Here is an 18,185-nt window from a genome sequence, read left to right on the forward strand (position 1 = left end):
TACCAAACTGTTTTATCAAACTCTCAAAAGTGAAGTGTCCGGCTAAATAGGACCACCCCAGGCATCCTCATCAGGCTTCATTAAGGAGAAAGGATGGTCTCAAAAGTTTGCCTGGCAGGAAGGTTATGGCGCTTTTACCTATGGCCAATCGCAGGTAAAAGATGTGATTCAATATGTACTGAATCAGGAAGAACATCATAGAAAACGAACTTTCAGAGAAGAGTATTTGACATTTTTAAAGCGTTTCGAAGTGCCCTATGAACCAAAATATATTTTCGATTTCTACGAGTAGTAAGAATTAACTCTTTTTATAACCCCATATGGGGCAATTAGTTTCTATTGACAGGTCGCTCCTAGCGGAGCTAAAGCATACTAAAGACATCAAACCCTTAACCATCCACACTACTTGTCATTTTGTCTTAAAACAGACACAAATGCACTCAAATCCCGCCAAAATGTCCGGAAAACTACTCCGGCCCGTAGTTTGTTACTAAGACTATAGAAAGCAATAGGAAGAATAAAGATGAAGAAAAGACATTCTTCCTATTGCTTTCCACTCTCTTAACTTCTCAGTAATCATGGACTTTAAGAATTACACCATAAAAGCACAGGAGGTCGTTCAGAAGGCATCGGAGATTGCCCTCGGCAACGGCCAGCAAAGTATAGAAACAGGTCATTTGCTACAGGCTATACTGTCGGCAGATGAGAATGTTGTTGGGTTCATTGCCAAGAAAACGGGCGTTAACCTCCAGAACACCAATGCTGCTTTAGAAGCCATCCTGACTACCTATCCGAAGGTTTCAGGAGGCAACGGAAGCGTATATTTAGGGAACGACACAGCCGCAGCGCTGGCTAAAGCCAGCAATTACACCAAAGAGTTCGGCGACGAATTTGTTAGCGTTGAGCTAATGTTGCTGGGACTTATGGCGGGCAAAGACCAAATTGCAACGTTATTGAAGGATGCCGGTTTCAACGAGAAACAAACGAAAGCGGCTATCAACGAACTTAGAAAAGGAAACTCGGTGAAAGACCAAAACGCAGAAGCGAAATATCAATCCTTAGAACGATTCAGTATTAACCTAAACGAGCGGGCTCGTACTGGCAAAATTGACCCGGTCATTGGCCGCGATGAAGAAATCCGGCGGGTTCTGCAGATTCTGAGCCGCCGTACCAAAAACAACCCGATTCTGCTCGGTGAACCGGGCGTTGGTAAGACGGCCATTGTTGAAGGGCTGGCCCAGCGAATTGTATCGGGCGACGTTCCTGAAAACCTGAAAACCAAAACCATTGTCTCGCTCGACATGGGCTTGCTCATTGCAGGTGCCAAGTATAAAGGTGAGTTTGAGGAGCGGCTGAAAGCAGTTATTAAAGAGGTAACGGACTCGGATGGGCAGATTATCCTGTTCATCGATGAAATTCATACGCTTATTGGCGCGGGGGCTGGTGGCGAAGGTGCTATGGATGCGGCCAACCTCTTGAAACCTGCTTTGTCGCGTGGTGAACTGCACACGATTGGGGCAACTACGCTGAAAGAATACCAGAAATATATCGAGAAAGATAAGGCGCTCGAACGTCGGTTCCAGGCCGTTATGGTCGATGAACCTGACATGGCCGATGCCATTTCGATCCTGCGTGGTATCAAAGAAAAATACGAACTCCACCACGGTGTTCGTATTAAAGACGATGCAGTTATTGCTGCCGTCGAACTCTCGACACGCTATATCACCGATCGGTTTCTGCCCGACAAAGCCATTGACTTAATGGACGAGGCTGCTGCCAAACTCCGGCTGGAGATGGACTCAGTTCCCGAAGAACTCGACGAGCTGAATCGACGCATCATGCAGTTGGAAATTGAACGGGAAGCCATCCGTCGCGAAAACGATAAGGAAAAGGAAACAGTCCTGAATAAGCAGATCGAAGATTTGAGCGAACAACGGAACGATCTGAAAGCCAAATGGGAAACCGAAAAAGCATCGGTCAACGAAGGTCGGACACTGAAGGAGCAACTCGACAAATTGCGTCTGGAAGCTGATCAGGCTGAACGCGCTGGCGACTATGGTAAAGTAGCCGAAATTCGGTACGGGCGCATTCCTGAAATTGAAACAAAGCTGAATAGCCTGGCTGAAGAAGGGGCTGATAAAGGTTCATCGGACCGGATGATGCAGGAAGAGGTTACTGCCGAGGACATTGCCGAAGTTGTAGCCAAATGGACGGGTATACCTGTCTCGAAAATGCTGCAAAGCGACCGTGAGAAACTCCTCAACCTGGAAAAAGAACTGGGTAAACGTGTAGCTGGACAAGCCGAAGCCATTGAAGTAGTGGCCGATGCCGTCCGTCGTAGCCGGGCTGGTATGCAGGACCCTCAACGACCCATTGGTTCGTTTATCTTCCTGGGTACCACTGGGGTTGGTAAAACCGAAGTGGCCCGAACACTGGCCGAATATCTGTTCAACGATGAGAGCGCTATGGTACGAATCGACATGTCGGAGTACCAGGAACGCCACGCAGTGAGCCGGTTGATTGGTGCCCCTCCGGGCTATGTAGGCTACGACGAAGGTGGTCAGTTAACTGAAGCTGTCCGCCGGAAACCCTACTCGGTTGTGCTGCTTGACGAAATCGAAAAAGCACACCCCGATGTCTGGAACATTCTGTTGCAAGTACTTGACGAAGGCCGTTTGACTGACAACAAAGGTCGTGTAGCCAACTTCAAGAACACGATCATCATCATGACTTCGAACATCGGTAGCCACCTGATTCAGGAAAAATTTGCCGAGGACGAAGGTTGGAATCACTCGCTGGTACTGGAAGAAGCGAAATCGGCCGTGATGGAGTTGCTAAAACAAACCATCCGTCCTGAGTTCCTCAACCGGATCGATGAGATTGTGATGTTCGAACCGCTGACAAGAGCCAACATTCGCAAGATTGTGGACATTCAGTTCCGGGGCATCAAGCAACGCTTGGCTGAAAACGGTATCCAACTCGATGCCACCGACGAAGCCTTGAGCAAAATTGGTGAAGAAGGATTCGACCCTGTCTTTGGCGCCCGTCCGCTGAAACGAGTGTTACAACGCCGAGTCCTCAATGAGCTCTCGAAAGCCATTCTAGCGAACGAAGTCAAAAAAGATTCGGTCGTTCTGATGGAGTTGAACGACGACGGCGAGATTGCCTTTACGAATCTGGACACGCACATCGAAAATTTGTAATTGATTGATTTTTAGAAGCCTGTGGTGCATGGCCCGGTTACTGCGAAGTGGCCGGGCTTTTTATTTACTTTTACTTAACAATAGACCGTCACTATGCCTGAAATTAGTCGCTTCTTTGGCATCATTATTTACATGTATGCTAAAGACCATTTACCTCCTCATTTCCACGCCGAATACAATGGGGAGGAAGCAATGTTTGCCATCGAGACTGGTGAAATTATTATTGGTAGTTTGCCTAAAAAGCCAACTCGTTTAGTTCAGGCATGGGTAGAACTACACCGCGACGAACTGATGGAGAACTACAATTTGTTACAACAGGAAATAGGCAGTTTTAAGAAAATCAAACCCTTACAGTAATGCTTCCCCGTATCCGTCAGATTTTATCTGTTGACCCTTATAAGGTCACTTGTTTATGGAGTACAGGCGAAGTGCGAGAAGTCGATTTGCAGCCCTTACTGGCTGAGTCGGCGAAGAAGCCCAATAGCCCCGTTAATCGGCTGCTAGACAAACAATTATTTGAACAGGTAAAAACTGACGGCCGAACTTTATATTGGGATAACTTATTGACCATGATTAACTATGACGGCAGTCAGCAACCCGCACCATTGGATTTCGACCCCGATGTAATGTACGAACGAAGCCGGTTAGTAAGTTAAAAAATAGAATCATCGAAATCTCCCACCTACCCAACAAAAAAGCACTCCCAAACGAGAGTGCTTTTTCATTTACAATTTCATCCTCCTACCGTCTACGACCGAATAGGCGTAGCAGATAAAGAAACATATTAATGAAATCCAGATAGAGCCGTAGAGCACCCATAATGGCTTCCTTGCGGTCTTCGTCGGTACCGGCATTCCCGATCACGTTCATTTCTTTGATCTTCTGCGTGTCGTAGGCTGTCAGGCCCACGAAAATCAGTACACCAGCATAGGTAGCAATCCAGTACAGCGTCTCGTTCTGCCAGAATAGATTGACGAGCGAAGCGATAATCAACCCAATTAGGGCCATCATCAGAAAACCACCTATTGAGGTCAGGTCGCGCTTGGTGAAGTACCCAAAAGCGCTCATGGCTCCGAAGGTTCCTGCCGTAACGAAAAACGTAGAAGCGATTGAACCGCCGGTATAGAGCATAAAAATCGACGCCAGCGTAAGGCCATTCATAACGGCATAGCCCAAAAACATAGCGGTTGCCGCCTGCGCCGATACACGTTGTACAGCAGCCGATAAATACATAACCAGCAATACTTCGCCAATGAGCAATACATAGAAAACCAGTCGGTTACCAAAAATAATATTCAGCAAGGCAGGCGTACTGGCCACCCAAACCGAAACAGAGGCCGTAATAAGCAGGGCTACGGTCATCCAGCCGTAAACCTGGGTCATAAAAGCAGCCTGCTCACGTTTTATCTGATCGGCTGTTAGAAAAGGGTGTTGTCGTTCAGGGTAAGATTGTGATTCCATTGGAGTAAATAGATTTTTCGTCCGAAAGAACGCTAAATACCGAAACAGATGCAACCCACTCAAAATGACCTTCCTTTCTACCGCAATAGCCCATCCCGGCGAGCCCGGTCTCGCACTCGTTGTGCACGGGACTGACTATCGGGGTGCGACGACAAAATTGTTGCAACTTTACCACCTTGGCCTCCACCGCTTAGCTTAGCTAATTTCTCAAATGAAGTAGCCAATGCCAACACATTGTAACCATAACGTTTCAGGAATCCATAGCTGTAATCGTCTGCTTCGGTCTCTTGCTGGCGACTAAATTTTGCGCCTAGTAGACCATCTGCGATATCGCCCAATTGCGACCGGGACAGTTCGCCTAATTTACCCGATGTTGAACCAACAGCATCTCGAATGGCCGAACGTTGCAGCGATCGTTTCATCGCGTCGCGCGTGTCGTGGTTCACTACGTGACCGATTTCATGCCCCATAACAGCCAGAAGTTCATTATCGGTCATGATATCCATAAGCCCCTTAAAGACACGAACACTCCCATCAGCTGTAGCAAAGGCGTTTACATCAGCTACTTTGTACACCTTGTAATTGACGGGTATGCCACTAATGGTATGATGGCGACTAACAATCTTATTCAGTCGTACGGTATAGGGGTCATTAGCCGCAGCTACCGGATTTTTGGCGTCCATCTCAACAATGGCCTGGCGCGAAAGCTCGGCAACCTGCGCATCAGATATAGTCGCGGAGCCCACGGCTTCCATAAGCGCCTGCATGAGGTTAGAATTGATTTTGATCTGGGCCTGGCTTCCTTCGTGAAAGCCGAGAAGCGCCAATACGATGACTATGACACGTTTCATAAGTTGAATCATTTAGTAAATCTGCACGAATGGTTTGGCAATAAATTACATGTATTGACTATTAAAACGACTAAAAGTTTACCAGATGATTAAAAGGCAACTCCTGGATAGTGTCCTAAGCTTGGTTAGATAATGAATTATGCTTCAAAGAATTTCTTCTTTGCGTTCAGATTTGCCTGACGACGAATCGTTTGGCATTTTTGCCTTTAAAAGGAACTTGATTTCTTACGAACCTGAAAACGAGAACGCCCAATGAGCGAGCAATCACGGAGAAGTTTTGTTAAAAATAGCGTTGCGGCCGGGCTGGGTGCCGGGTTGCCAGTCATTGAATCAGCCCCTAAAGAAATGTTTGTTCACCACGTTTTCTTCTACCTGAAAAATGCGGGTAATGAAGCCGATAAAGCCAAACTGCTGGAAGGCTTAAACAAACTGGCCAAATGCCCTACCATCAAACTGGTACACATTGGCACACCCGCAGGCACCACCCGCGATGTCATCGAGCGCAAGTACACCTACTCCTGGCTGTGCTTTTTCGACAGCCCTGCCGATGAGGAAGCCTACCAAAAACACCCTATTCACGACGACTTCCGCAACAATTATGCGCACCTGTGGGAGAAAGTAGTCATTTACGACTCCGTCGGGCCAAAACGATAGAATGCAGTAGCGTGGACTTCCAGTCCGCGTAGCCGTAGGCTAATATCGTTTAGCTACAACTTAGCTTATGGCTACGCGGACTGGAAGTCCACGCTACGTTTCTGGAACAACCGCAACAGGCGGGGATGTCTGTGTGGCTTTCCCTCGTGTGAATGAAATAATAGCTCCTGTTAGCACAAGCCCCGCCATGACCAGATAGGCGTAATGCATGCCAAGTAGTTGCGCAGCAGGCGTTTCGGGTGTCACCTGGTGCTCAATTCCATAATGATTTCGGGTACTGTACCAAACGGCAGCGGCTAGCGCAATACCGACGACAAAACCCAGATTGCGCATAAACGCAATCATGCTACTGGCAATACCCCGCTGCGAAAGTGGGGCCGCATTCAGGGCACTACTGCTATTTGGCGACTGAAACAAACCAAACCCCAGGCTGACCAGCGAACTTCGCCAGATCACCTCCTTCCAGTCCCAACTGGTATTCAGAAACGAAAAGGCAAAATAACCACAGGCCGTAATCAGTAACCCGATGCTGGACAACCAGCGTGTACTGATCCGACTGGACAAATACCCACCCAAAGGCGCAACGATACTCAGGGTTAATGGTCCGGCTAACAACACCAAACCCGCTCGTTCGGGATTTAAGCCCAGTAATTGCTGCAGAAAGAAGGGGATGACAAACAGGTTTCCGCCCGAGGCAACAAATCCGCAAAAAGCAGCCAGAATTGCAGACGTATAGGGTCGAATCTGAAACAGACTCAATCGGAGCATCGGGTCACTAACCCGCATTTCCCAGAAGAGAAACGCCAGCAATAGCACACCGCCAACGGAAAGTAATCCGATCACGAGGCTATCATTCCAGCCGTAATCAGGTTCGGGTCCGAAATCTAGTCCGGTTAATAAGGTAGTTACGCCAATCAAGAATAGCCCCGCTCCTACCAGATCAAATCGTTGGTTAGTTACTTTCGGACTTTCGGGCAAAATGGTCCAGGCCCGCCAGATGGCCATTAAGCCGATGGGCACGTTCACGAAGAAAATACTGGACCAGCCGAATTTGCCGAGTAACAAACCGCCAATAACGGGCCCGGCGCTGGAACCTGCAGCCACTACCGAACCCATTAAACCAAGCGCCTGCCCCCGTTCCTGCGGAGCGAAGGCATCGCCAATAATGGCCGGACCAATGGCGTAAATCATGGAAGCACCCAACCCCTGTAATACTCTGAATCCAACCAGCGACCAGAGGTTCCAGGCTAGTCCGCATAGTAAGGAGCCTAGTACAAACACGCAGAAGCCCGTGATATACAACTGTCGGCGCCCTACCCAGTCGGATAATTTGCCCATAATAAGCAGCGTACTCGTCGTTGTGAGCAGATAACAGAGTACGATCCATTCTACATTATCGCCCGCTCCTAATTCTCGCCGAATGGTCGGTAAGGCAATGTTGACAATACTACTATCAAGCGTCGACATGAAGGTGCCGAACATAATCGTACCTAGAATAATCCATTTATTGGGCGACGATGCAGTGGTTGTTGGAGCGGGCGATACGGACACAGGGAAATCAGGTTATTTCTGCAACCTAACTGGCTAAACAGTGGGGTTGTTTAGGGCAATCTAGCGTCTAGTAGGCTAACAACGGGCCTGATCGGGATTAATTTTCCATTGATTTAGTATCTTACTACGCTTATCCGTTTAGCAAGCTCAATCATACAACCTCATGCACACTTCCAGACGAACTTTTTTACGCAAAACAACCCAAAACGGGTTGGCCATTCTCTCAACCAGTGGCTTAGCAATTACACCTTTTACGCAAACCGCATCTGAGGAAAAACAGTCAGAAACGCTATCCAGTCAGGCAGCAGCCATCAAGCCCGATCATGTGGTACGGTCGTTACCCGAAAATATGGTTTGGGGCTATTATGGGGCCGATGTCCCCCCCGTAGCTAAAGTAAAAGACGGCGACGTTGTTGAAATCCAGACCGTCAATCCATCAGGGGTAAGTCGAGCCAATCCCGAAGAGTTTTATACCAAAAATAAGCTTCCGCTCGATCAACATGCGCAGGAGGTGATTGCGATCCTGAAAAATGTAAAGCCCGAACCATCCGGTATTCGCGGACACATGTTAACAGGGCCAGTCTACATTGAGGGCGCTGAACCTGGCGACAGCCTCGAAATCCGCATTCTTGATCTAACATTTCCGGCCCCTTTTGGTGTCAACAGCGTTTGGCCGGGTGGCGGTGGTATTCCCGATGAGGTGAAAACCCGCGAAACGTTTGTATATCGATACGATATGAAACGCAAAACGGCTTCACTCAAAGAAGGCATCGAGATTCCGCTAAAGCCGTTTATGGGAGTCATGGCGTTATCGCCACCCGCCGATATGGGCCACCAGAGTTCGATTCCACCTAATTTTTACGGTGGCAATCTGGATATTAAGCACTTAACAAAAGGCTCAACCCTATACTTGCCCGTTTCGGTGCCTGGTGGACTTTTTACAACAGGTGATGGTCACGGTGCGCAAGGTAATGGCGAAGTGAGTGGTGTTGCTATTGAAACAGCCATTAACCTCACCGTCAAATTCATTGTGCACAAAGGAAAAACGCTAAAGGTGCCTCGTGCCGAAACACCAACCCATTTTATAGCCGTTGGGCTGGACAAAGACCTGAACAAGGCGATGAAAAATGCCCTTTCCGAAGCCTGCGCCTTCATTAAAGATGAACTAGGTTTTACCTTCAACGAGGCTTTGTCAATTGCCAGTACAGCCGTCGATTTTGAAGTTAGTCAGGTTGTTGACCAGACACTGGGGGTTCACGCCATGATTCCTAAATCGATTTTCACGAAGAAGAAATTTGCATATTGGGCATAGTAGCTAATTAGACCATTTAACCAACTCATCCTATGCAATGGCTAAAAGGGCTTAATCAGACCGTTTATTTTCTGTTGGAACTAAGTATGTTAGGCTCTTTTGGCTATGCGGGTTTCCATAGTAGTCAGCATTCGTATGGCAAGTATTTGCTGGCTATTGGGCTCCCATTGATGGCAGCAATTCTGTGGGGAATCTTTGCCGCCCCACGATCTGCTCATCGTTTGGAACCAGTTTATCGTTCGTTATTTGCCCTGACTCTTTTTGGAATTTCCTTTTTTCTCCTTTACCGAACTGGTCAGCCTCGTTTAGCCATTATTCTTGGCATCACTGCTTTACTAAGCGTAGTAACAGCGTTGGTTATCAAGCAGTAAATTGAGTTTATGTTTTAGTTCGACTCATACCCAGGCTGAAGCCCGTAGGTACATATTCTATATATTTCACTGCTTACTTGTTGATACATAGTTAATGCAGCGCACTTCCTAAGTTACCCTGTTTTCATAACCTTTGTGGTTTCTAGTATAAGCTCAACCGGCATTTCGACTTCATGACTACGACAACCCCGCATCTCACTCCCGGATTACTGTTTAATAATAAGCAATTACCTCCTCGCTGGGCAGCAGCGCAGACTGCCTTTATTTGCTTCACACCTTTCCCCGCCGGGTTTGAGCCTTATGTAGTTGAAGTCTCGTCGGAGCGTTATTTTCTGCATTCACCCTGTAGTGAAGTTCGTTTGTGTATCTATCAGGGTATTTCCTTTCTTGTTATTAGCGAGGTTTACGGTTTTGAAGTAGGCTCGACTACCGTGGAGGAATTAGTTTATTATGGCATTAGCACGATTATTGGCGTCGGGTACGTAGGCGCCTTCAATGGCGCACCTATGGGGCAGCGATTTATTGCGTCTGCCGCCATGTCCGATTTACCCCTCGGTCAGCATTATGGCGTTGGTGCTTTCGAATTGACGCACCCCGAAACTAGTTTATACCAGATCCTAAGTACGCTGACAGCCGTCGAAGAATTAGATTGGCCTCACTATACCGTCTGGTGTTCCAACAGTTTGTACCGGGAATATCCAGCAACCATTCTGGCTATGAAAGCCCACGGATGCAGCGTGGTTAATATGGATACGATATCGATCTATGGTGTAGCACCCTTGTGCGCCAAAGAGTCGGGGCTGAGCGTTCGGTATGTGTATGTCGGAACGGTTACGGATGCAGTGAGCAAAGAAGGTACAAGCGGAGAAAGTGACCTCATGGAAACCATCACCAGCGATGCCCGGCAGCCACACGACGACCTGGTCACCTACCTGGTAGAAACGCTTTTGCCCGAACTATAGCGCACCTACCCGAATGAAACGACGTACGTTTTTAACTACTGGACTTGCTGCTTCTTTGCTTCCTGACCATCAAGCAATTCCACAAGGGAATACGCAGGCAAAACGCGCTATTCGGATTGCTCATATCACAGATATACATATCAGTCCCGGAAATCGATCAGCTCAGGGCTTTGCCAAAGCGCTGCAATTTATCAATTCACTATCCGACAAACCCGAACTTATTCTGAACGGTGGCGACTGCATCCTCGATGCGTTAGAAACAGATAAGGCCGACGTGAAAGCCCAATGGCAATTGTGGCACTCGGTTCTTCGTCAGGAAAATAATATACCCGTCATGAGTGCAATTGGCAATCACGACGTATTTGGGTGGTTTATGCCTAACGACACGTTAAAAAACGATCCTCTTTACGGCAAAAAATGGGCGCTTGATGAATTAGGCATGTCAGAACGTTATTATAGTTTTGACCGCCAGGGCTGGCATTTCATCGTTTTAGACAGCATCTACCAGACCCCAAATCCGGCCGATCCAGAACTTGGCCTGGCTGGCCGTTTAGATGATCAGCAAATGACGTGGCTGGCTAAAGATTTAGCGAGTACGAACCGGCCGATCTGCATTTTATCGCACATTCCCATTTTGTCGGCTTGTTATCAATTCTTCCGGTTCGAAACAAGAGCCGGTAATCAGATACCCGCCAGCCTGCTCACCCACACCGATTCGCTTCAGCTAAAAGACTTATTTAAGCAGCATCCTCAAATTAAGCTCTGCATCAGCGGCCACCTTCACATGCAGGAAGAATTAACGTATCTTGGTATAAAGTACCTGTGCAACGGATCAATAGCAGGTCGACGATGGATAGGGCCATTTCAGGAATTTGAGCCGATAGTGACCATACTCGACCTTTACGAAGATGGGCGAACACAACACTATTGGTACGACTATACAAAGGCTCCTCATTAAAAAGTTACATGATCCTGACTCGACATTATTGTAATACTACAGGAAAGTCAAGTTCGACTTGGAAACCGCTGAGATTTCCTATGTTCTATTAAATTGTATAGTTTTTGTCATTCCGACGCAGGAGGAATCTCAAGCTTGCCTAACACGAGACTTGAGATTCCTCCTGCGTCGGAATGACAAAAGTAAGCTAGTAATGAAATAGCCTAATAAACTAAAATTCAGTTATGGCCACACGAATACTCGTCACTTTCTTATTGTTTCTCAAAATCAACTTTTCCTTTTGTCAATCTGTAACTACTTATTTTGAGCGAATCAGAAATGATGAAGCTTCCTTAACGGCTTTTTTCACACAAATGCCCAAAGGTGGCGATTTACATCATCATTACAATGGCTCTATTTATGCTGAATCGTATATTGATTATGCTATTTCTAAAGATTATTTTATCAACAAGAAAACGATAAAAATTTCCGAACAAAAACCAGCAGGAGATGACTGGATTCGATTATCTGAATTAAAGGCGGAGGGTACATTACCCGAATACAAACAGAAGTTATTTCAGAAATGGTCTATCAAAGATTACAATCATATTGACTATCCATCCGACAAATTATTTTTTGAGACATTCTCTTATTTTGGCCCTGTTAGTCGAGCCGAAGTAGATAAAGGCTTATTGGAACTTAAAAACCGCGCGAAAAAAGAAAATGTCAGTTACATAGAAACGCTTTTTGCCTATGCTCCCTGTCCAATAAATCTGAGCGATCTGGCAAGTTCAACAACGGCACTCAGAAACTACCAGGCTAAAAAAGATACCGTTTCCTGTTTACGATTACTGGATTCACTGTATACGCAGCTACAAACGAAAGGCATACGCGAATGCGCAACTAACGTTATTAACCAACCACTTACAAAATTACACAACGAGCTAAAAATCGACGACTCCCAGTTTACGATGCGGTATCAGAGCTATGTTGTCCGTACCGTTGAGCCCCTTGACGCCTTTAAAAGTATGATCGTTGCCTTCGAATCGGCGGCCGCTAGTCCGCTGGTTGTAGGTGTTAATATTGCCGCTCCAGAAGATAATGAAATAGCCTTAAAAGATTATTGGCTGCATATGGTTATGTTCAACTACTGCCACTCTAAATACCCAAACATAAAATGCGCCCTACATGCGGGTGAGTTGACGCTAGGGTTAGTAAAACCCGAAGAATTAACCTGGCATATTAATGCTGCCGTTTACTTAGCTGGCGCTAATCGAATTGGGCATGGCGTCGACATCGCACACGAAGTCAATTGTTATGATCTTTTACGGTATATGAGTAAGCAGAAAGTAGCCGTAGAAATAAATCTATTCAGTAACGAATTTATTTTAAAAGTAAAGGACGATAAACACCCAATTAGTTTATACAAAGAGTTTAATGTCCCTATGGTTATTTGTTCCGATGATGCTGGTGTATTACGGACTAACCTGACCGATCAGTTTGTTCTTCTGGCAAAACGATATAAACATATTTCGTACGAAAACATTAAAAAATTCGTCTTCGATAGTATTGAGTATAGTTTCATAAAAGAAGAAGCCGTAAAAAAAGCACTTCACGCAGACTTGACGCAGCGATTTACCAAATTCGAAAAGGCAATTTTGAGCATTCAGCGATAAGGTTGTTATAAATTTTACGGCTATCGAAACCCACTTTTACTTCGCCGTTACCTGAACTACATACGTCTGGATGGTTTTGCCGCTGCCTGCCTGATTCAACGGTTTCGTCGTGAAGATTACGTTGGCAGTACCTACCGTCACCCCTTTTATCTGAAAAACCATTGGGGATTTTTTGTGAGTAAGCGTATCGACCGCTGGCGCAAGTTGGGGTCGGGAAACTTCTACGACTTCCTGGTTATCAGATGTGCCAATTAACTCCGCATCGCCATCACTCTCAGTAGATAAGGATACTTCTTTGATCTCGCCAACAGAAACACGCAACTTTTTCTGAGGTCCAGAACTCGGCAAACTGCCTTTATTACAGGATATACATGCAAATACCAGCCAGAAAAGCACAAACGCTCCAGCCGTTTTCGAGGCTCTGTGAGAAGTAGTCATGCTGTTATAACTACCCAATTTCGCCAACGGTTTTAAATCTGAACATTTACTTACTTTGCCTTTCGCCGATAAAAAACGAACCCATTTTCTTCGCCCGTTTTCCGAACATCAGGAAGCGAATCGAGCAGGGTTGGCTCCTCAGAAGCATGGCGAATGAATAATACGTCTTTGTCGATTTTGCCTTTTAGTAACCAATCCAGGTTGTATTCATTAGGATTCGTGACCGGTTGTTTTCGCGTATAGAAAAAGGGGCCGTAGCTATGATAACCATACGTTTTCACGTATACATTTTGCCCTTGAGCCCGCTCAAAAAATCGCATGGCAGCATCCTGCGAAATTCCTTCAATACGACCAATGAATAGCCAGAGCGTGAACGTTACGAACATCGCTACACCAATGAAAAGCGTCACCGACGCACGGGCCATTTCGCGCTGATTATACCAGATCAGTGCCAGTGCAATAATAATCAGTAGCCATACACCCGGAAATGCTTCCCAGCCGGTCCACTCTACTTTGGCGTTCAGGTTCCCCTGGGTGAACGCATCCTGATCGGCCGCAGCCTTCACAATATCCATACGTCGGGCCAGAAACGGCAGACCCGCAATAGCGGCCACATAAACTCCACCGATAACCAGCAAACCTGCCCGCATCCAGTTGTTAAACTGAATTTTACGTTCTTCTAGTTGTAGGAGTGTCAGCGCAGCGAAGTACGTCAGTGGGAAATAGCAAAGCGACGAATAATGGACGATTTTCGATTGAACAATACTGAACAGAATCAGAACTACCCAGAACAGAATCAACATCCAACGCCGAAACTCGCGTTGGTAATTTCGCTCGATAAACAGGGACCCAAACGCCCGAATACCGAAAATCGACGCAGGGAAACAACCAACTAACAGGATAATAATGTGGTAGCCCGGAAAGCCAACGTGCCCCGCATCGGGCGTACTGAACAACCGGATGCTATAGGCGATAAATTCGCGTACCAGGGTTGGGCCATTCAGGTAAATATCGAGGCCATACCAAAGCAATGAACCCACCGAGGCCGCTGCCGTAAACGCCAGAAATTGCAGCGGAGTAATGAACCACCGGAAACGATTCAACATCCAATACGTAAACAACACTAAGCCCACAATCAGATAAGCCACGGGGCCTTTGGTCAGAATGGCCAGGCCCAGTACGACTCCCCCCAGCAAAATATAGGTCCATTCGCTTTTGGGTACGGTCATGGCTCCGCCTAGTCGCTCGCGCTTCCAGGAAGCAAAAATCACATTGACCAAGCTAACGAAAATAAACAGATTAAAAAATGGGTCGATGATCCCCGATCGAAAATAAAGATGCGGTAATACGGACCCTAAATAGGCTAGCGCCCACAAGAACCCAAACCGATGCCCATGTAGTTTTTTGCCGATATGATAGAGATAAACCAGCGTAATGATCCCGCAGATTGCATTCGGTAAACGGGCCGAAAACTCGTTGATCCCGAAGACATTCATCATCATCGACTGGAGCCAGAAAAACAAGGGCGGTTTTTCGTAAAACGGCTTAAAATCAATGTGAACGTGCAGATAGTCGCCCAGCACAATCATCTCGCGGGCGCATTCGGCGAAGTTGATCTCATCCCAGTCAAACAGTCGGACGCCCCCCAGGAATGGGATAAAAAATAAGGCCCCTAAACCGACCAGTACCAGCGAGTAGAAAAGCTTTTGATTCATTGATGGGTATATTGATGTCAAAAAACAACGATCCCGAATGGAAAAGGCGCGTAAAAATAGCCGAAAAAAGATTGTCGGGATTCACGATATTCGCGCCAGTGAAATGAGTTTCGAGTTTCAGGCTCCAAGTTCCAGGTCAGCTGACACGTCAGTAACGCTGGAAGCAACTAACCTGAAACGCAGAACCTGAAACGTAAAACCTCCTTATGCTCGCCAACCATCGATTTACCGACTTACCGGCTTATGCCCAACTGCAAGCTCATTATGAGGGTCTGAAAAATCGCCATCTGCGTGATTTGTTTGCCGAAGACCCAGAGCGGTTTAATACGTTCAGCCGTCAGTTTGAGGATATTCTGCTCGATTTCTCGAAAAACCGCATCACCGCCGAAACGTTGAGCCTACTCGTACAACTCGCCGAACAGGCTGAGTTAAAAAGTGCCATCAAGAAAATGTTCTCGGGCGATAAGATCAACCGAACCGAAGACCGTGCCGTATTACACGTTGCCCTGCGCAATCGCTCCAACACGCCTATCCTGGTGGATGGTGCCGATGTTATGCCAGATGTCAATGCAGTGCTGGATCACATGAAATCCTTTACCGAGCGGATTCGGTCGGGCGAATGGAAAGGCTACACGGGCGAAGCCATTACCGACGTCGTAAACATTGGTATCGGGGGGTCGGACCTTGGCCCGGTTATGGTGACCGAAGCGCTGAAGCCGTATGCCGACGATAAAAAACTGCGGGTGCATTTCGTTTCGAATGTCGATGGCGTACACATCTACGAAACGCTGCAAACGGTCAAGCCCGAAACGACGCTGTTCCTGATTGCCTCGAAAACGTTTACCACGCAGGAAACCATGACCAATGCCCAAACGGCGCGTCAGTGGTTTTTAGAGGCCGCCAAAGATGAAGCAGCCATTGCGAAACACTTTGCAGCCCTGTCAACCAACCAGAAAGATGTCGAGAAATTCGGTATCGACCCTGACAATATGTTCGGTTTCTGGGATTGGGTTGGTGGTCGTTATTCGCTGTGGTCGGCCATTGGTTTATCCATTGCGCTTTATGTCGGTTTCGACAAGTTTGAAGAACTGCTGGATGGCGCTCATGCAATGGACCTCCATTTCCACGACACTCCCCTCGACCAGAACCTGCCCGTTATTTTAGGGCTAGTGGGTATCTGGTACAACAATTTCTTTGGCGCACAAACCGAAGCCATTCTGCCCTACGACCAATACATGCACCGGTTCGCGGCTTATTTCCAGCAAGGCGACATGGAAAGTAACGGCAAATCGGTTGATCGGGCTGGCCATCCTGTTGATTATCAGACAGGTCCAATTATTTGGGGCGAACCCGGAACCAACGGTCAGCACGCGTTTTACCAGCTCATTCACCAGGGTACTAAATTAATTCCTTGCGATTTTCTGGCACCAGCCGTGAGCCAACGGCCCATCGGCGAGCATCATAAAATTTTAATGGCCAATTATTTTGCGCAAACCGAAGCGCTTATGAACGGCAAAACGGAAGGCGAAGCAGCCGAAGAACTCCGCAAAACGGGCAAAAGCGAAGAGGAAATCAAAGCACTGACCCCATTCAAGATGTTCTCGGGAAACCGCCCTACGAATTCTATTCTGTTCAAGAAACTGACGCCTTACACGCTCGGCAGCCTAATCGCCATGTATGAGCACAAAATATTCACACAGGGCGTTATTTGGGACATTTTTAGCTTCGATCAGTGGGGTGTTGAACTGGGAAAACAACTGGCCAGCCGAATCCTGCCTGAATTGCAAAATGACGAGCCCATCAGCTCACACGATAGCTCAACCAATGGCTTAATGAATGCCTTTAAAGCCATGCGCGCCAAGTAATTTTCATGAATCTGGCTCATAGGATTGACGAAAATTTAAGGCAATCACAATTTATTCGTACTGAGCGGTTTGTAACTCTTCGTGTATTAAAATTGAAATAGTTCAAAACATTGCTCGGTAACGGCCTGTTAATGGGGTGTAATTTCGGTTACACCCTTTTTTATTTATACACTCAACGAGAGAACAAATTATGAAAAAGCAATTTTCCCTCCTGGCAGCCTGCCTGTGTGGTATCGGGTTCGTGAATGCCCAAACCACAACCACGTATTCAACAACCACGACTACGACAAGCCCTACGTACACATCGCCAGTTACGACTGATAGCACGAACTCGATGAACAGTAGCTCGATGATGGACAACAACTCCATGAATAGCAACTCATCTACGCCGAATAGTACCTATTCAACGAACAGCATGGCCAATCCTACAGATGGCACAACAACGACTGTTTCAACGGAAACCTATTCAACCACAGATCGTCCAGAACGCACCAAAGCGAAAGATTACAAAAACTTCGTCTTTGGTATTTATGCCGGTCTGAACTCAACGAAACTGAAAGGTGAAACGACGGGTGGTGATATTTCGGGACGTTTGGGTTATCAGGCTGGTTTCTTCGTGCGTGGTGGTGGCCGTTTGTTTGGTCAATTAGGGGCCGAATATTTTGCCTCTAGCTCAAACTATTTCACGAGAGGAGATGGTCAGACAGCCAGCCAAATTCAGGATCAGATCAATATCCAGTACGTTCAAATCCCGGTTTATATCGGCTACAAACTACTTGAATCAGATCGGGGTATTTCGGCCATTCGGTTGCAGGTTGGTCTTGAATATGCCAATCGGATTAACTCCAGCAGCGGTAATTTCAACCTAACCAATGCCGAAATTAAAAGTGGTACCTTCAATGGTCTGGGTCAGTTAGGTTTTGATATTGGCCCGCTGCTGATCGACTTGACTTACCATTATGGCTTAAGCGATTCGATCAAAAACCCAACCAATGGTAACACAACCTCAACCGGTTTTGCCGGTTCGCAACGTCGTATCCTGAGTGCTAGTGTAGGATTTAAATTCTAAAGCTGGCTCAGCGCTGTAAAGAAAAGCCGCCTTTCAACGAAGGCGGCTTTTTTATAACCAGTGACTCGTCCTGAAATAGGTTGACACATCCCTCAGCTTATTTTATGGATACATCAACCA

At 46.8% G+C, this 18,185-nt stretch carries 17 protein-coding genes and 1 pseudogene; 13 read left to right on the forward strand and 5 right to left on the reverse strand.

The genetic code is table 11. The features are described from left to right. Positions 1-103 precede the first annotated feature (103 nt). The 4 genes and pseudogenes from ACYVGR_RS16870 to ACYVGR_RS16885 all read left to right on the forward strand — a co-directional run. Positions 104-292 (forward strand): annotated as a pseudogene (locus ACYVGR_RS16870) (IS200/IS605 family transposase); the annotation flags it as partial. A 286-nt stretch (positions 293-578) separates the two neighbouring features. Further along, on the forward strand, positions 579-3,203 hold the full coding sequence (gene clpB, locus ACYVGR_RS16875; RefSeq protein ID WP_460958727.1) for an ATP-dependent chaperone ClpB: 2,625 nt from the start codon (positions 579-581) through the stop codon (positions 3,201-3,203). A 93-nt stretch (positions 3,204-3,296) separates the two neighbouring features. Beyond that, positions 3,297-3,560 (forward strand): DUF4160 domain-containing protein, encoded by a 264-nt coding sequence (locus tag ACYVGR_RS16880; protein ID WP_460958729.1) that lies wholly within the window; start codon positions 3,297-3,299, stop codon positions 3,558-3,560. Then, positions 3,560-3,859: a DUF2442 domain-containing protein gene (locus ACYVGR_RS16885; protein ID WP_460958731.1), complete on the forward strand. Its 300-nt coding sequence runs from the start codon at positions 3,560-3,562 to the stop codon at positions 3,857-3,859. Before ACYVGR_RS16880 ends, ACYVGR_RS16885 begins: the two co-directional genes overlap by 1 nt. Before the next feature lie 85 nt (positions 3,860-3,944). Here the strand turns inward: ACYVGR_RS16885 and ACYVGR_RS16890 are convergent, their stop codons facing one another. Further along, on the reverse strand, positions 3,945-4,664 hold the full coding sequence (locus ACYVGR_RS16890) for a Bax inhibitor-1/YccA family protein (RefSeq protein ID WP_460958732.1): 720 nt from the start codon (positions 4,662-4,664) through the stop codon (positions 3,945-3,947). Positions 4,665-4,741: 77 nt separating this feature from the next. After that, entirely contained in the window at positions 4,742-5,515 is a 774-nt protein-coding gene (locus ACYVGR_RS16895; protein WP_460958733.1) for a M48 family metallopeptidase, read from the reverse strand. A 252-nt stretch (positions 5,516-5,767) separates the two neighbouring features. Here ACYVGR_RS16895 and ACYVGR_RS16900 point away from each other — a divergent pair, with 252 nt between their 5' ends. After that, the gene (locus ACYVGR_RS16900; RefSeq protein ID WP_460958734.1) at positions 5,768-6,169 is read left to right on the forward strand and encodes a Dabb family protein; all 402 of its coding nucleotides are present in this window, start codon (positions 5,768-5,770) and stop codon (positions 6,167-6,169) included. A gap of 93 nt (positions 6,170-6,262) precedes the next feature. Here the strand turns inward: ACYVGR_RS16900 and ACYVGR_RS16905 are convergent, their stop codons facing one another. Beyond that, entirely contained in the window at positions 6,263-7,720 is a 1,458-nt protein-coding gene (locus tag ACYVGR_RS16905) for an MFS transporter (protein WP_460958736.1), read from the reverse strand. A 163-nt stretch (positions 7,721-7,883) separates the two neighbouring features. Here ACYVGR_RS16905 and ACYVGR_RS16910 point away from each other — a divergent pair, with 163 nt between their 5' ends. The 5 genes from ACYVGR_RS16910 to ACYVGR_RS16930 all read left to right on the forward strand — a co-directional run bounded on the left by ACYVGR_RS16910 (position 7,884) and on the right by ACYVGR_RS16930 (position 12,978). Beyond that, positions 7,884-9,032, forward strand: a complete 1,149-nt coding sequence (locus ACYVGR_RS16910) for an acetamidase/formamidase family protein (RefSeq protein ID WP_460958738.1) — start codon at positions 7,884-7,886, stop codon at positions 9,030-9,032. Positions 9,033-9,064: 32 nt separating this feature from the next. Beyond that, positions 9,065-9,403, forward strand: coding sequence for a YrdB family protein (locus ACYVGR_RS16915; RefSeq protein WP_460958740.1), 339 nt, complete (start codon positions 9,065-9,067; stop codon positions 9,401-9,403). Between the two features lie 173 nt (positions 9,404-9,576). Beyond that, on the forward strand, positions 9,577-10,365 hold the full coding sequence (locus tag ACYVGR_RS16920; RefSeq protein ID WP_460958742.1) for a phosphorylase family protein: 789 nt from the start codon (positions 9,577-9,579) through the stop codon (positions 10,363-10,365). A gap of 13 nt (positions 10,366-10,378) precedes the next feature. After that, positions 10,379-11,323, forward strand: a complete 945-nt coding sequence (locus ACYVGR_RS16925; protein WP_460958744.1) for a metallophosphoesterase family protein — start codon at positions 10,379-10,381, stop codon at positions 11,321-11,323. 224 nt (positions 11,324-11,547) lie between these two features. Beyond that, entirely contained in the window at positions 11,548-12,978 is a 1,431-nt protein-coding gene (locus ACYVGR_RS16930) for an adenosine deaminase (RefSeq protein WP_460958746.1), read from the forward strand. 36 nt (positions 12,979-13,014) lie between these two features. Here ACYVGR_RS16930 and ACYVGR_RS16935 read toward each other — a convergent pair whose 3' ends face one another. Further along, complete coding sequence (locus tag ACYVGR_RS16935; protein ID WP_460958748.1) at positions 13,015-13,416, reverse strand: hypothetical protein; 402 nt, start codon at positions 13,414-13,416, stop codon at positions 13,015-13,017. A 50-nt stretch (positions 13,417-13,466) separates the two neighbouring features. Next, positions 13,467-15,131 (reverse strand): ArnT family glycosyltransferase, encoded by a 1,665-nt coding sequence (locus tag ACYVGR_RS16940; RefSeq protein WP_460958750.1) that lies wholly within the window; start codon positions 15,129-15,131, stop codon positions 13,467-13,469. Between the two features lie 37 nt (positions 15,132-15,168). On the opposite strand from ACYVGR_RS16940, the gene ACYVGR_RS16945 reads away from it, so the two are divergent. The 3 genes from ACYVGR_RS16945 (at position 15,169) to ACYVGR_RS16955 (ending at position 18,065) form a co-directional block, all read left to right on the forward strand. Then, positions 15,169-15,321: a hypothetical protein gene (locus tag ACYVGR_RS16945; RefSeq protein WP_460958752.1), complete on the forward strand. Its 153-nt coding sequence runs from the start codon at positions 15,169-15,171 to the stop codon at positions 15,319-15,321. Positions 15,322-15,337: 16 nt separating this feature from the next. Beyond that, a complete protein-coding gene (gene pgi / locus ACYVGR_RS16950; RefSeq protein WP_460958754.1) occupies positions 15,338-16,996 on the forward strand; it encodes a glucose-6-phosphate isomerase in 1,659 nt (552 codons plus the stop codon). Positions 16,997-17,186: 190 nt separating this feature from the next. Further along, positions 17,187-18,065 (forward strand): porin family protein, encoded by an 879-nt coding sequence (locus ACYVGR_RS16955; protein WP_460958756.1) that lies wholly within the window; start codon positions 17,187-17,189, stop codon positions 18,063-18,065. Positions 18,066-18,185: the final 120 nt, after the last annotated feature.

The sequence above is a fragment of the Spirosoma litoris genome (genome assembly GCF_054776755.1).

What these genes read in the sequence shown, in the direction of transcription:
- ACYVGR_RS16930 (WP_460958746.1), top strand. Translation starts at nt 11,548, where the DNA reads ATGGCCACACGAATACTCGTCACTTTCTTATTGTTTCTCAAAATCAAC.
- ACYVGR_RS16920 (WP_460958742.1), top strand. Translation starts at nt 9,577, where the DNA reads ATGACTACGACAACCCCGCATCTCACTCCCGGATTACTGTTTAATAAT.
- ACYVGR_RS16880 (WP_460958729.1), top strand. Translation starts at nt 3,297, where the DNA reads ATGCCTGAAATTAGTCGCTTCTTTGGCATCATTATTTACATGTATGCT.
- clpB (WP_460958727.1), top strand. Translation starts at nt 579, where the DNA reads ATGGACTTTAAGAATTACACCATAAAAGCACAGGAGGTCGTTCAGAAG.
- ACYVGR_RS16910 (WP_460958738.1), top strand. Translation starts at nt 7,884, where the DNA reads ATGCACACTTCCAGACGAACTTTTTTACGCAAAACAACCCAAAACGGG.
- ACYVGR_RS16925 (WP_460958744.1), top strand. Translation starts at nt 10,379, where the DNA reads ATGAAACGACGTACGTTTTTAACTACTGGACTTGCTGCTTCTTTGCTT.
- ACYVGR_RS16885 (WP_460958731.1), top strand. Translation starts at nt 3,560, where the DNA reads ATGCTTCCCCGTATCCGTCAGATTTTATCTGTTGACCCTTATAAGGTC.
- ACYVGR_RS16890 (WP_460958732.1), bottom strand. Translation starts at nt 4,664, where the DNA reads ATGGAATCACAATCTTACCCTGAACGACAACACCCTTTTCTAACAGCC.
- ACYVGR_RS16895 (WP_460958733.1), bottom strand. Translation starts at nt 5,515, where the DNA reads ATGAAACGTGTCATAGTCATCGTATTGGCGCTTCTCGGCTTTCACGAA.
- pgi (WP_460958754.1), top strand. Translation starts at nt 15,338, where the DNA reads ATGCTCGCCAACCATCGATTTACCGACTTACCGGCTTATGCCCAACTG.
- ACYVGR_RS16945 (WP_460958752.1), top strand. Translation starts at nt 15,169, where the DNA reads ATGGAAAAGGCGCGTAAAAATAGCCGAAAAAAGATTGTCGGGATTCAC.
- ACYVGR_RS16940 (WP_460958750.1), bottom strand. Translation starts at nt 15,131, where the DNA reads ATGAATCAAAAGCTTTTCTACTCGCTGGTACTGGTCGGTTTAGGGGCC.
- ACYVGR_RS16935 (WP_460958748.1), bottom strand. Translation starts at nt 13,416, where the DNA reads ATGACTACTTCTCACAGAGCCTCGAAAACGGCTGGAGCGTTTGTGCTT.
- ACYVGR_RS16955 (WP_460958756.1), top strand. Translation starts at nt 17,187, where the DNA reads ATGAAAAAGCAATTTTCCCTCCTGGCAGCCTGCCTGTGTGGTATCGGG.
- ACYVGR_RS16900 (WP_460958734.1), top strand. Translation starts at nt 5,768, where the DNA reads ATGAGCGAGCAATCACGGAGAAGTTTTGTTAAAAATAGCGTTGCGGCC.
- ACYVGR_RS16915 (WP_460958740.1), top strand. Translation starts at nt 9,065, where the DNA reads ATGCAATGGCTAAAAGGGCTTAATCAGACCGTTTATTTTCTGTTGGAA.